Origin of the sequence: Streptomyces sp. NPDC058646 (genome assembly GCF_042716875.1) — a bacterium.
Taxonomy (GTDB): domain Bacteria; phylum Actinomycetota; class Actinomycetes; order Streptomycetales; family Streptomycetaceae; genus Streptomyces.
The window spans coordinates 42646-55332 of the sequence record NZ_JBHXRK010000021.1 but is presented as its reverse complement, the minus strand read 5'-3'; the positions used below and the strand labels follow the sequence as shown (position 1 = coordinate 55332).

The following is a 12687-nucleotide window of genomic DNA, read 5'->3' as shown; positions in this document are numbered from 1 at the left end:
GGCCCGTGAGGCGCAGCCGGGGGCATGACCGGCGCATGAGTTTTGGCCGTGCCCCTGACAAGCGCTGTCGGGAGTGTCCTGTTGTCAGATACCGGTCGCAAGGGCGTCTTTCAGCCGTCGCTCGCCCGCCGCCACCTCGAAGGGCAGCGTGTTGCCGGGCGGCGGGAAGGGGCAGATGAAATGGTCCGCGAAGGCGCAGGGGGGCAGCAGGGCCCGGTTGAAGTCCACGCCGACGGCGCCCGACGCGTCCGGGGCGCCGGGCCGCAGGAAACGGAACCGGTAGCTGGAACGCCCGCCGGTGGCATCGCCGAAGACGGCCCAGAGGCTGCCGTCCTCCTCGTCGACGGCGGCCTGGAGGGTGAACTCGACCCCCTCGAAGCGGAAGCCCAGCTCTCCGCCGAGACCGAGGCCGCGCGCCCGTCCGTCCGCGTTCTCCACCTGGACGGTCCGGTCCTCGTCGTACGGGCGGAACTGCCCCGGCAGCACGAAGGCGGGATCGTACGGGGTCGCCTCGATGCCGGTGAAGGCGGCGCGGGCCTTGGAATCCGGGTCGAAGACGCGTACCGCCCATTCGCCCTCGCGCCGGATCAGCACGAGCCGCGTCTGCCCGGCGCTCAGCCGGGAATGCGCGGGCGGGGCCCCGTCGGTGGCGAGTACCGTCTCACCGGCGAAGGGCTCGCCGTCGAGGCGGATGCCCTCCTCGGCGTCCGCGGAGAGGGCCACCCCGCCCCCGGCCGGGCGCCAGAGCCCCGGAACGGCCGGAATTCGACCTTCCGGGTAATCGGCCAGCCAGTGGGTGCCGGTCAGCGCCAGAGGGCCGTACGGGGCGGACACGGCCGCCACCCGGTGCTCGTGCCATTTCCGCCAGGCGGCGGGGGGATCGTCTGCGTCATCGCTCATGCCGCTCACCCCTTCCACACCGGTCCGGACGGGAATCCCGGTGTACGCCGTCCGGACCTGCGGAATCTGAAAGGGCCTCAGCAGTCGCAGCCGCAGCAGTTGCAGTCGCAGCAGCCGTCGCCACCGCCACCGCCCCCGCCACCGCCGCCGCCGCCACCGCCCCCGCCGCTGCCACCGGCCGAGGAGGAGTTCGGCCCGCAGCAGTTGCAGCACTCACAGGCCTCGCACCACGCGTCGCGCTTCTGGCGGGACCAGGGCCCCTCGTAGTCGGTGCAGCAGATCTGGCAGGTGCAGAAGAGGCCGATGGCCACCGCACAGCCGGCCAGCAGGCCGCGGCGCGGCCTGGGCCCGCCGGGCCCGTGCCCGTGACCACCGCCCTGACCGCCGCCGCCGTGCCCTCCGCCGCCCCAGGGCCCGCCCGGGCCCGCGGGCGGCGGACCCGCCGGGCCGCCGGGGGCGGGCTGCCCGTACGGGTTGCCGCCGTAGGGACCGCCCTGGCCGTACGGGGCGCCCTGGCCGTAGGGACCGCCCTGGCCGTAGGGGGCGCCGTTGCCGTAGGGGTTGGCGTGCGGGTCGTACCCCTGGGGCCCCTGGGGCTGTCCCACGCCCTGGCCGGCGGCGTTCGACACGCCGTGCCGGCAGGTGCCCGTCCCGAAGGCCCGGTCCACCGAGGTGCGCAGCTCGTGCACCAGCAGCCGGTGGGCGAGGCCCGCGTCCGCGAACTCCACCTCGGCCAGCGCCAGCCTGATGCCCTGGAGGGCGTCGTCGCACAGCCTCCTGGCCTCGGTGAGGGAGGTGCCGGTGGCGGTGAGCGGGTTCCAGGCGCCGGCCGCGGCGTCCTCGGCCTGGTCCTCCACGGCGTCCAGCAGGTGGGCGAGCCGGCCGAAGTACCGGCCGGCCTCCGCCAGCGCGGGGGCGTTGCCCGGCCGTCCCGCGAGGACCGAGGTATGCGCGAAGGCGGCCGCGGTCGCCGTCTCGGTCGGCTCGGTGACCACGAGCACGGGCGTGCCGGGACCGGCCAGTGTCTCGATGCCCGTCTGACGGTCGACGGCGTCGACGAGCACCGCCGTGTCGAAGCCGAGCGAGGCGCCCGTCCGGGCACCGGCCCGGTCCCAGCCGCGCGCCACCTTGCGGGCCGCCAGGGCGATGGGGGCGCGGGCCAACAGCCCGTCCCGGTCGGCGACGTGGTCCCGCACCTTCGCGGAGGCCAGGACGAGGGAGACGGCGGCGGCGAGCCGCGCGCCCTCGCCGTTGGCCACGGGTGCGGTGCGCATGCCGCGCAGCGGGCAGGGCCCGGCGGTGCGGCGGGAGCCGGGGGCGGGGCCGGACTGAGCTTCCGTCAGGACGGAGACGAGCAGACCATCATAGTTCGTGACGATCCGGGCGAACTGTCCGTGGTCGCCCCGAAGTGCCAGGCACAGCCCGCACAGATGGGCCATCCACTCGGCTTTGAACCGCTCTCCCAGCCGGTGCGTACAAGGTCTGACTATGCCGAACAAGCTGCTTCCCCCGTGTGTCGTGCGCGTGCCTGCCGGGCATCGTACCGAGCCCCGCTCCTCACCCGTACGCCCCCGGCGGTCACCCGTACGGAGGCGGCGGTCGTATTTTCACTCAGTCAGCAGTGGTAGCTGCCAGGACCCTTGACCGTGCAACGGATGTTCTGCACCAGTACCGTCACGAAACCCCTGCGCGGCGACTATCCACTTGGCGCGTTGTCAGCATCATGGACGACCATAGGGGCAGCGGAGAGAAGACAGACTGACCGCGGTGAAAGGAGGCGTCCATGGGTTCGGTGCGCAAGGCGAGTGCCTGGCTGGGTCTCGTGGAAGACAGCGACGACGAGCGTTACTACGACGACGACTACGCGGAGGCGGCCCAGGGCTCGGTGACCGGCCCCGGCGACCAGTGGGTCACCGACCCCCGCGTCCGGGTCGCCTCGGAGTCCGCCGTGGAGCAGGGCCGCCGGATCGCCACCGTCACCCCGGACGGCTTCCGTGACGCGCGCGGCATCGGCGAGCTGTTCCGCGAGGGCGTCCCGGTCATCGTGAACCTGTCGTCGATGGACCCGGGCGACGCGAAGCGCGTGGTCGACTTCGCGGCGGGCCTGACCTTCGGGCTGCGCGGCTCGATCGAGCGGGTGGCGACCAGGGTCTTCCTGCTGACCCCGGCCGACACCCAGATCGTGAGCGGCGAGCCCGGCGGCCGCTCGCGCGACTTCTTCAACCAGAGCTGAGCCCCCAGCGGCAGCTGGGGGACGCTCACCGGAAGGCGTCGAGCCCGGTGAGCGCCTTGCCCAGCACCAGTTGGTGCATCTCGACGGTGCCCTCGTAGGTGAGGACCGATTCGAGGTTGGTGGCGTGCCGCATGACGGGGTATTCGAGGGAGATCCCGTTGGCACCCAGGATGGTCCGCGCGGTGCGACAGATCTCGATGGCCTCGCGGACGTTGTTGAGCTTGCCGAAGCTGATCTGCTCCGGGCGCAGGGTGCCCGCGTCCATCCGCCGGCCCAGGTGGTGGGCGAGCAGGATGCCCTTGTGGAGCTCCAGGGCCATGTCGGCCAGTTTGGCCTGGGTGAGCTGGAAGCCGCCGATGGGCCTGCCGAACTGCTCCCGCGTCCTCGCGTAGTCGAGCGCGGACTCGAAACTGGCGCGCGCCGCGCCCATGGACCCCCAGACGATCCCGTACCGCGCGTGGCTGAGGCAGCCGAGCGGCCCCTTCAGCCCGGTGACGCCCGGCAGCACCGCGTCCGCGGGCAGCCGTACGTCGTCCATCACCAGCTCGCTCGTCACGGACGCCCGCAGTGACCACTTGTGCTTGATCTCGGGCGCCGAGAAGCCGGCGCTGTCGGTGGGCACCGCGAACCCGCGGATCCCGTCGTCGGTCTGCGCCCACACGACGGCGACCGAGGCCACCGACCCGTTGGTGATCCACATCTTGCGGCCGTTCAGCACCCAGTCGCCGCCGTCGCGCTTGGCGTACGTGCGCATGGCCGCGGGGTCGGAGCCGACGTCGGGCTCGGTGAGCCCGAAGCAGCCGATGAGCTCGCCGGCCGCCATGCCCGGCAGCCAGCGCTGCTTCTGCTCCTCGGAGCCGTACTTCCAGATCGCGTACATGGCGAGCGATCCCTGCACGGAGACCAGCGAGCGGATGCCGGAGTCGGCGGCCTCCAGCTCCAGGCAGGCCAGGCCGTACTGCACGGCGGTGGCGCCCGCGCACCCGTACCCGGTGAGGGACATCCCGAGGGCTCCGATCGCCCCGAGCTCGCGGGCCAGCTCCCGGATCCCGGGCAGCTCGCCGTTCTCGTACCACTCGGCGACGTGCGGCAGCACCCGGTCGGCGGCCCAGTCGCGGACGGTGTCGCGGATGGCGAGGTCCTCGGGTCCGAGGAGCTCGTCGAGCCCGAGCGGATCGGTGGGGACGAATGACGGCACGAAGGGCCTCCCGGCGGCCTGAGACGGTCGGAGCGGTGCCCTGCCGGGGGCTACGGAGGCGGCCGTGGGGGCCGCCGGGATCGCGGACCCGGCGTCCGTCGGCACGACCGGCCCGGCCGGCAGAACGCGGCAGCGCGGTTCGTGCGCTGCGCCGCCGACGCTAGACGCCGACTTCCCCACCCGTCCACCCCCACGGGATCCAGCCCCGCCGCGAACCCGCGCGGCCCCACCGGAACCAGCCCCGCGAACCCACCAGGCCCCGAAGCCGGGCAGACCCAGCCCGCCGGCCCACGAGGCCCGCAGAACCCAGCCCCGCCGGCGATTGCGGCGGGGCCCGGGGCAGAGCCCCGGCAATGACGCCGCGCAGACGGCCCGGCCACCGGACCTGGGCTCAGCCCGCGTGCTCCACCGGAGACGGAGCCGGGCTGGGCTCCCCGGCATCCCGCCGCCCCACAGCCTGCGCGGGCAGCGCCACCGCGACCGGCGCAGCCTCCCCGTCCCCGCCGCCGGTCACGGCCACGGCCTCGCACTCCATCACCCGCGGAAGCTTCAGCGCCATCACCGCTCCCGCCAGCAACAGCCCCGCGCTGACGACCAGCGTCACGTGCAGCCCGTGCACGAAGGAGTACCGCGCGGCGGCGTAGAGGGACTCCCCCGCCGGCCCGCCGAGCTGCGCGGCGATCTGATAGGCCTCGCCCAGAGAGTTCGCGGCCCCCGCGGAATCGGCCTCCGAGACCCCGGCGACGCGCGCGAGCCCGGGCGCGTACGCGGCGTTCATCACGCTGCCCAGCAGGGCGATGCCCATGCCCGCGCCGAGCTGGTACGAGGTCTCGCCGATCGAGGCGGCCGCACCGGCGGTGGCCGCGGGGGCCTCGCTCAGCATGGACTCGTACGCGGCGAACAGCGTGGTCTGGAGCCCGAACCCGAGCAGGATGAAGCCGACGGTGAGCAGCAGCGGCCGGTCCTCCTGGCCCATGAACGTCAGCAGGAGCACGGCGAACGCGGTGAGCAGGAAGCCGAGCGAGACCATCGTGCGCGGCCCGATCCTGGCCAGGGTGTAGGACCCGGTGGCTCCGGCGGCCATGGCGGCGAAGGTGAGCGGCAGCAGCCGCAGGCCGGTCTCCAGCGGGCTGAGGTGCAGCACCAGCTGGAGGTACTGAACGGCGATCAGCTCCAGGCCGACCAGGGCCAGCATGGCGAGCACGATGCAGCCGACCGACGTCGAGAAGGCGACGCGGGAGAACATCCGCATGTCGATCAGCGGGTGCGCCAGCCGCTTCTGCCGCCGGACGAAGAGGATCAGCAGGGACGCGCCGATCACCAGCGGGACCAGCGCCTCGGCGTCGAACAGCTCCCGCTCGGCGCCCAGCCGCTTGACCCCGAACACCGCACCGAGCACGCCCGCGGCGGCCATCAGCGCGCCGAGCACGTCCCACGGCCCCTCGGGCTTGCCCTTCGACTCGGGCAGCAGCCAGCGGCCCAGCGGCAGGATCAGTGCCATCAGCGGGATGTTGATGAGGAAGACCGAGCCCCACCAGTAGTGCTGGACGAGGAAGCCGCCGAGCACGGGCCCGCTGGCGGCGCCTATCGCGGCGACGGCGGTCCAGATGCCGATGGCGAGGGCGCGCTCGCGCCGGTCGGGGAAGACCTGGCGCAGGATCGACAGGGTGGCGGGCATGATCATCGCGCCGCCGATGCCCAGCAGGGCGCGCGCGGCGATCAGTACCTGGGCGTTGTCGGCGAAGGCCGCGACGGCCGAGGCGATGCCGAAGAGTCCGTAGCCGAGGAGGAGGATCCGGCGGCGGCCGACCCGGTCTCCGAGGGTGCCGAAGAGGATCAGCAGCGCGGCGCAGACCAGCGGGTAGGCGTCGACGATCCACAGGAGCTCGATGGAGCCGGGGCGCAGGTCCTCGGTGACGGAGGGGACCGCCACGTGGAGGATCGTCGCGTCGAGCGCGACGAGGACCAGGCTGACGCAGAGGACCGCCAGGACGACCCAGCGGTTGGCCCCGCCGGAGGCCGCGGAGATCCGCTGCCAGGGGGAAGGGTTCCTGTCGCCGGCCACGTTCGTCCCCGACATGCATGTACCTCCCAGGTGATCCCTCGCACTCGGCGGACCAGCGTCTTGTGGAGCCGCGGGGTGGTGCACTGTGCGGCGTCCTACGGGGTCCGGCATCGACACGCGAGTGAGCGATCAGCGTACGCGAGTTCGTCTGCCCCACGCGTGGTCAAGCTCTCATCCCGGCGGCGGCCGCCGTGTGGTGTGCGCCACTCGTCCCGCCTCTGCCCTCCCCCCGCGTGCACGCACGCTCACGGCGCGTGGTTCCCGGGCCCGGCCCGGCTCCCGCCACCGATAATCATGCCCGTGAAAGATCTTGGATTGCGCCGGGCCGCACCCGCACTGGCCGTCTTCGCGGCGGTCCGGCTGCTCGGGCTGGCCGTGCTCGGCGCGTGGGGGGCGGCGGCGGGCAGCAGCCCGCACACGCTGCTGTCGGCCCGCTGGGACTCGCTCTGGTACGCCCGCATCGCCGCGGAGGGGTACGGGTACGAGGTGGTGCTGCCGAACGGCGACGTCCACTCGAACCTGGCGTTCTTCCCCCTGCTGCCCTGGCTGGAGCGGCTGGTCGCGGCGGCGACGGGGCTGTCGTACGGCTCCGCGGGCCTGGTGGTGTCGGCGCTCGCGGGGCTCGCCGCGGCCTGGGGGATCTTCGCGGTGGCCGATCTCCTCCACGGCCGCAGGGCCGGGGTGCTGGCGGTCGCCGCCTGGGCCGCGCTGCCCGTGGGGATCGTGCAGTCGATGGCGTACAGCGAGTCGCTGTTCACCGCGCTGGCCGCGTGGGCGCTGTACGGGGTGCTGCGCGGCCGGTGGCTGACGGCGGGGCTGCTCGCGGCGGGGGCGGGGCTGACCCGGCCGGTCGGGGCCGCGGTGGTCGCGGCGGTCTGGGTGGCGGCGGTCCTGGCGTGGCGGCGCGGGGAGGGCTCGTGGCGGACGGCGGCGGGGGTGGCGCTGGCCCCGCTGGGCGCCGCGGCGTACGTGCTGTGGGTCGGCGCGCGGACGGGCGGCGGTCCGCTCGGGTACCTGGACGTGCAGGGCGGCTGGGGCAACGGCTTCGACGGGGGCTGGGCCTTCGCCCGTTTCATCGGGGCGAAGCTGGCCTCCCCCGCCTTCGCGGCCGGGGCCGGTCTGCTGCTCGGGGTCGCGCTGGTGCTGTGGCTCTGCCGGCTGTGCGTACGGCAGCGGCAGCCGGCCGCGCTGCTCGTCTACTGCGGGATCGTGGTGGCGCTCGCACTGTGCGCGTCCGGGTACTTCGGCTCGAAGCCCCGGCTGCTGCTGCCCGCCTTCCCGCTGCTGCTGCCCGCGGCCGTCGCGATGGCCCGGTGGCCGGTCCGGCGGGCCGCACCGGTGCTGGGTGCGGCGGCCCTGCTGTCCGCGGTCTACGGGGCGTTCTGGCTGAACGGCTCGGGCCCTCCGTGACACGGGGGCGGGGCCCGGGGACGGCGGGGCCCGGAACCGGCATCACGGAAGGGATCATTCCCTTCCTTCTTTCGGCAAAGGAATTGACCTGGGGCAATACGGCCGGGTAAGTGTGCGAAACAATTGCCGGACAGTGCTTCCGAAGCGGCCCAACGGCGGCAGGAATATTGGGAATTAAGTACCGCGTGAGACCAACTCCACATCACATGGTCATCACAAAGCCCGCGATTCGCCCGGGCTGCGCTGATGCGCGCGGTAACGTCGATTGAGTGCGTACCGACCAAATCCTGACCCGTCTGGAGCGGGTGTTCGCCCGGCTGGACCGGGAACCAGAGCGACCGGCTCATCTGCAAACCCCGCAGATGAGCCGGCACCGCGTCGTGCTCCTCGGATCGACCCTCGTCTTCTACCTCGCGATCGTGGTCGCCGTACTGACCACGTCCTGGCTCGTCCGGCTGGACTGGCAGATCATGTTCTTCCGGCCGTACGAGCAGTGGCCCCAGCTGCACGCCTTCCTCGACTACCTCGTCGTCCTGGGGCAGCGCGGACCCACCGCGGTCATGGTCGCGGCCTGGCTCGGCTGGCGCTCCTGGCGCCAGCACACCCTCCGCCCGCTGATCACCCTCGGCGTGGCCCTGCTCCTGCTCAACGTCACCGTCGGGGCCGTCAAGCTCGGCCTCGGCCGGCTCGGCCCGCACTACGCCACCGAGATCGGATCCGCCGAACTCTTCGCGGGCGGCGATATATTCCCTTCCGGCCACACCGCCAACGCCGTCGTGACCTGGGGAATCCTGGCCTACCTGGCTTCCACCGCAGTCACCCGGCGGGTGCTGTCCGTGGTGTCCGCGGTCGTCTCCCTGAGCGTCGGCGCCACCACCGTGTACCTCGGCACCCACTGGGTCAGCGACGTCCTGCTCGGCTGGTCCGCGGGCCTGCTGATCCTGCTGGCGCTGCCCTGGTTCGAGCCGCTGATCGCACGGGCGGAGGCGTACGTCTTCGAGCTGCGCGAGCTGCTGCGCCGCCGCGCCGAGACCGGGCGGATGCCCGCACCGGTCGCGGTCGCGCTCACCCCGCTGCTCTCCGCGGGCGGCAAGTGGCAGCTGCAGCGGGTCCCCGACGCCGCTGCGGCCCCCGAGCCCGTCGCGCCGGAGCCCGTCGTCCCGGAGCCGGTCGTCCCGGCCACCGCGGGCGCCGTCCTCACCGGGCACTCCCCGGCACCGAGGCCGGCCGCGCTGCTGCCGGCCCGGCCGCACGTGATCCGGTCCGAGCGGACCCCGGCCGCCCCGGTCGGCAGCCGCCGTCCTCCGCACACCGAGCGGGCCCCTGCGGCCCGCGGGACAGCGGCGGCCGCCCGCCCGGTCGCCGGCGGCTGAACCACCGCCGCGGGGCGGTACGCACAGCCTCACCCCGCGGCACGCGCAAGGCCCAGGCGGGCCGGGTCACCGACCCGGCCCGCCTTCGCCGTTCCCGGCCGCGACCCCCGCTCCCGTCAGCGCCACGCCCGGACGTTCGTCCGTCCCGGGTCACGCTTGTGTCACGGGATGTCGACAACTCCCCGCCGTCCGGGCGGGGCCTGAGTATTCGTTTTCGGATGCGCCGCAGCTCCGCCTGGAGCACTCTTCGGTAATTCCCCCGAGAAAGCTCGAATTCCGTCGGAGATTGCCACCACTGCCTGGACCAGACCAGATGAATCCCCCTCAGATTCGTTACATCTCCTTCACCGGGACGGGCTCCACCGCCCGCGTCAGGAGATCCCGGGCGGCTCGGATCCGGTCGGTCAGCTCCGGCGGTTCGACGACTTCGAACTCACAGCCGAGCAGCATGACGTGAATCACCAGAACGTCCAGGTTCACCGCCCCGGTGCGCAGCAGGCAGCTCTGCGCGTCGACGGCTTCCAGGGCTCCGTCGCTCGGCCCGACGACCCCTGCCGCCTCCTCCGCCGAGACCTTCAGCCGTACCACCGCGCGGGCGGCGTACGCGCGTTGCCCCACCCCCTGGGAGACGTAGGCGGCGAGGTCCTCGGCCGGGGCCGGGCGCGGGACGAACCGCGGGCCGTGCGGAGGTCTCGGCTCGATCCGGTCGGCGCGGAAGGTCCGCCACGCCTCCCGGTCCAGGTCCCAGGCGACCAGGTACCAGCGGCGCTCGGTGCAGACCAGCCGGTGCGGCTCGACGGCCCGCCGGGTGACGTTGCCCTCGTGGTCCCGGTAGCCGAAGCGCAGCCGCTCGCTGTCACGGCAGACGGCGGCGAGTTCGGTCAGCACGGCCGCGTCCACGGTGGACCGCAGCGGCCCGCGCAGCATCGGCACGGTGAACTCGTTGAGTGCGGAGACCCTGCGCCGCAGCCGGGAGGGCAGCACCTGCTCCAGCTTGGCCAGGGCCCGTACGGAGGCGTCCCCGATCCCCTCGACCCCGTTCCCGGCAGCGGTCCGCAGCCCGACGGCGACCGCCACGGCCTCGTCGTCGTCCAGCAGGAGCGGCGGCAGCTCGGCCCCCGCGCCCAGCTGGTAACCGCCCCCGGTGCCGGGGCTGGCGTGCACCGGGTACCCCAGCTCCCTGAGCCGGTCCACGTCCCGCCGGACCGTCCGCGGGGTCACCCCGAGCCGCTCCGCGAGATCGGCCCCGGTCCAGTCGCGGTGGGCCTGCAGCAGGGACAGCAGGCGCAGGAGTCGTGCGGAGGTCTCGAGCATGCCAGCAGTCTGCCGCCTCCCCACCCCCGCCCACCCCGAACCTTCACCCCTCCGCCCGACCCAGCCCCCGCCGACGTCCGGGGTCCAGGGCCCGGACTCAGGCCCGGGCAGAGCCCAACCCCAGCCCCCGCCGACGTCCGAGGCCCGGGGGCTCGGGGCCCGGGGCCCGGGCACAGCCCAACCCCAGCCCCCGCCGACGTCCGGGGCCCAGGGCCCGGGCTCAGGCCCGGGCAGAGCCCAACTCCAGCCCCGCCGGCGTTTGAGGCGCGGGGTCCGGGGCGGAGCCCCGGCAGCGGCGCCGCACCCGGACGGGTCAGGGCGCCGGCGCCGGAACGGGCTTCGGCGCAGCCGGGTCGGGCGCAGGGGCCGGGACCGGGGCGGCCGGGGCCGGTACGGCCGGTACGGCCGGTACGGCCGGCAGCGCCGGGTCGACCGGCGGCAGCACCAGCAGCATGCCCACCGCGAGGACCCCCGGCCGCTCCCCGACGACCTCCCGGTTCGCCGCGTACAGCGCCTGCCACCCGCCCTTCACCCGCCGCGCCCGCGCGATCGACACGAGCGTGTCCCCGCTGCGCACCACGTGCATCCGCCCGGCCAGCCCGTACCGCTTCGAGCACCCGGGCCACGCGTCCCACCCCTGGGTGGCGAGCACCTCCTCCGCGACCAGGATCTGCTGCTCCCGGCTCGCGAGGTCGGCCCGCGGAGCGAACCGCAGCCCGCCGTGCTCCTCCCAGGTCGGCTGCCGGAACTGCAGGCCGCCATAGAAACCGTTCCCCGTGTCGACCGCCCAGCGGCCGCTGCTCTCGCAGTCGGCCACGCAGTCCCAGGGCCACTGCCCGCCCGGCCCGCAGTCCCCCGGCCCGGTCCCGATCAGGCCCGGCGAACCGGGGTGCGCCGCCCCGGCCGGCCCGGGCGCGGGCGGCGGCGGGGCCGCGGCCGCCGCACCGGCGGGGAGTACGAGAACCAGTACGGCAGCGGCGGAGGCAGCCACGGCCCGCGGGATCCGGAGGTGGGGCATCGGGCCACGCTACGCAGCCCCCGCCGCCCTCCCGGCCCGCCACACGGCGCGCCGCCGGACCCCACCCGGTCGGCCGACCGCCGACCCACCCCCGAACGGCCATCCCCGGCCGGCAACTGCGCACAACCATAAAAGAGTTGACACAAACCAAAGCTCCGGCCGGCCCGTTCACCCTCCCGGGTGTCCGGTTCGATTCCGTTCCCTCCGACGGCGTGACCCCCGCCGCCACTTTCCCGTTGATCCCGGCGAGCCGGGAACACCCCGGTCCCCGCACCTATGCCGAGGAGCCACCCCGTGCCGCGCATGCTCGACGTCAGTGATGAGGTACGTGCCGAGATCGGTGACGAAGAAGCCGACAGGCTGCTCGTCGGCGAGGACGCGCCGCGCAGTTACGACTGCACCTCCTGCCGCACCCCGGGCGACCCCGAGAACGACCGCACCAGCACGGTGCTGTTCGTCGGCGAGGAGACCGCCGTCCTCGCGTTCGCCCACGCGACCTGCATCCCCTCGCAGGTCGTCTCCGTCTCCGAGGAGCAGCTCCAGGGCGCGGTCCGCAGCATCACCGGCGACAGCCCGGCCCCGGGGTCCTCCGACGCCGGTCCGGGCCCGCAGAACGTGCCCGGCGGCCAGGCCGTACTCGGCATCACGAGCGGCCTGATCCTGATCGACGGCGCGCTGCACCCCGCCCTCGTCGTCGAGCCGACCGCGCCGATCGCCCGCCCCGGCACCACCGGCCCGGGCGACGACTTCCTGCCGCTCCTCATCGAGCAGGGCTTCATCCCGGTCACGGACACGGCCGAGCTGCCCTCCCCGCTGAACGGCTGGTCGGTCCTCCTCGCGGCGGGCCAGCTGCATGCCGTACTGCAGCCGGGCGCCGACGGCGGCAGCCCGGTCGCCTGGTGGCAGGCGCACCAGGCGCTGTCGGTCACCGACGGCTGGCGGGCGGCCGTCAACAAGACCCAGCGGGTCCTCATCTACGCCGCTCCGGTCGGCTCCATCGGCCAGCAGCCCCGTGAGGACCTGCTGCGCGACGCGCTCGACAAGGCCGCCGCCGGGGGCAAGCTGGTGGCCGCCTCGATGCCGCTGGCCGGTACGCCGGGCGCCTGACGCCCCTTCAGGGGGCTCGTTCACCTCCGGGGCTCCTGTCGCCCTCCGACTCTCCCCTCCCCCCGCCTG

10 protein-coding genes are annotated in these 12687 nt (G+C 74.1%); 4 read left to right on the top strand and 6 right to left on the bottom strand.

What is annotated here, in order from left to right; translation table 11 throughout:
* Positions 1 to 84 precede the first annotated feature (84 nt).
* Positions 85 to 900 carry a DUF1684 domain-containing protein gene (locus ACFWUZ_RS24590; RefSeq protein WP_384376737.1) on the bottom strand — a complete coding sequence of 272 codons (816 nt, stop codon included), beginning with the start codon at positions 898 to 900 and terminating at the stop codon, positions 85 to 87.
* Positions 901 to 977: 77 nt separating this feature from the next.
* Complete coding sequence (locus ACFWUZ_RS24585; protein ID WP_384376734.1) at positions 978 to 2399, bottom strand: DUF5685 family protein; 1422 nt, start codon at positions 2397 to 2399, stop codon at positions 978 to 980.
* 284 nt (positions 2400 to 2683) lie between these two features.
* Between ACFWUZ_RS24585 and ACFWUZ_RS24580 the strand changes: the two genes are divergently transcribed.
* Positions 2684 to 3133, top strand: a complete 450-nt coding sequence (locus ACFWUZ_RS24580; RefSeq protein WP_384376731.1) for a cell division protein SepF — start codon at positions 2684 to 2686, stop codon at positions 3131 to 3133.
* 25 nt (positions 3134 to 3158) lie between these two features.
* On the opposite strand, the gene ACFWUZ_RS24575 is transcribed toward ACFWUZ_RS24580, so the two are convergent.
* Both ACFWUZ_RS24575 and ACFWUZ_RS24570 read right to left on the bottom strand, forming a co-directional pair.
* A complete protein-coding gene (locus ACFWUZ_RS24575) occupies positions 3159 to 4331 on the bottom strand; it encodes an acyl-CoA dehydrogenase family protein (RefSeq protein WP_384376728.1) in 1173 nt (390 codons plus the stop codon).
* A 391-nt stretch (positions 4332 to 4722) separates the two neighbouring features.
* Positions 4723 to 6411 (bottom strand): MFS transporter, encoded by a 1689-nt coding sequence (locus tag ACFWUZ_RS24570; RefSeq protein WP_384376725.1) that lies wholly within the window; start codon positions 6409 to 6411, stop codon positions 4723 to 4725.
* Positions 6412 to 6690: 279 nt separating this feature from the next.
* Between ACFWUZ_RS24570 and ACFWUZ_RS24565 the strand changes: the two genes are divergently transcribed.
* Positions 6691 to 7806: a hypothetical protein gene (locus tag ACFWUZ_RS24565; protein ID WP_384376722.1), complete on the top strand. Its 1116-nt coding sequence runs from the start codon at positions 6691 to 6693 to the stop codon at positions 7804 to 7806.
* A 269-nt stretch (positions 7807 to 8075) separates the two neighbouring features.
* Positions 8076 to 9179 carry a phosphatase PAP2 family protein gene (locus ACFWUZ_RS24560; protein ID WP_384376719.1) on the top strand — a complete coding sequence of 368 codons (1104 nt, stop codon included), beginning with the start codon at positions 8076 to 8078 and terminating at the stop codon, positions 9177 to 9179.
* A gap of 333 nt (positions 9180 to 9512) precedes the next feature.
* On the opposite strand, the gene ACFWUZ_RS24555 is transcribed toward ACFWUZ_RS24560, so the two are convergent.
* Entirely contained in the window at positions 9513 to 10493 is a 981-nt protein-coding gene (locus ACFWUZ_RS24555) for a helix-turn-helix transcriptional regulator (RefSeq protein WP_384376716.1), read from the bottom strand.
* A gap of 313 nt (positions 10494 to 10806) precedes the next feature.
* Positions 10807 to 11511 (bottom strand): transglycosylase family protein, encoded by a 705-nt coding sequence (locus ACFWUZ_RS24550; RefSeq protein WP_384376713.1) that lies wholly within the window; start codon positions 11509 to 11511, stop codon positions 10807 to 10809.
* 294 nt (positions 11512 to 11805) lie between these two features.
* Here ACFWUZ_RS24550 and ACFWUZ_RS24545 point away from each other — a divergent pair, with 294 nt between their 5' ends.
* Complete coding sequence (locus ACFWUZ_RS24545) at positions 11806 to 12618, top strand: hypothetical protein (protein WP_384376709.1); 813 nt, start codon at positions 11806 to 11808, stop codon at positions 12616 to 12618.
* The last annotated feature ends 69 nt before the right edge of the window (positions 12619 to 12687 follow it).

What these genes read in the sequence shown, in the direction of transcription:
- ACFWUZ_RS24590 (WP_384376737.1), bottom strand. Translation starts at nt 900, where the DNA reads ATGAGCGATGACGCAGACGATCCCCCCGCCGCCTGGCGGAAATGGCAC.
- ACFWUZ_RS24580 (WP_384376731.1), top strand. Translation starts at nt 2,684, where the DNA reads ATGGGTTCGGTGCGCAAGGCGAGTGCCTGGCTGGGTCTCGTGGAAGAC.
- ACFWUZ_RS24570 (WP_384376725.1), bottom strand. Translation starts at nt 6,411, where the DNA reads ATGTCGGGGACGAACGTGGCCGGCGACAGGAACCCTTCCCCCTGGCAG.
- ACFWUZ_RS24565 (WP_384376722.1), top strand. Translation starts at nt 6,691, where the DNA reads ATGCCCGTGAAAGATCTTGGATTGCGCCGGGCCGCACCCGCACTGGCC.
- ACFWUZ_RS24555 (WP_384376716.1), bottom strand. Translation starts at nt 10,493, where the DNA reads ATGCTCGAGACCTCCGCACGACTCCTGCGCCTGCTGTCCCTGCTGCAG.
- ACFWUZ_RS24550 (WP_384376713.1), bottom strand. Translation starts at nt 11,511, where the DNA reads ATGCCCCACCTCCGGATCCCGCGGGCCGTGGCTGCCTCCGCCGCTGCC.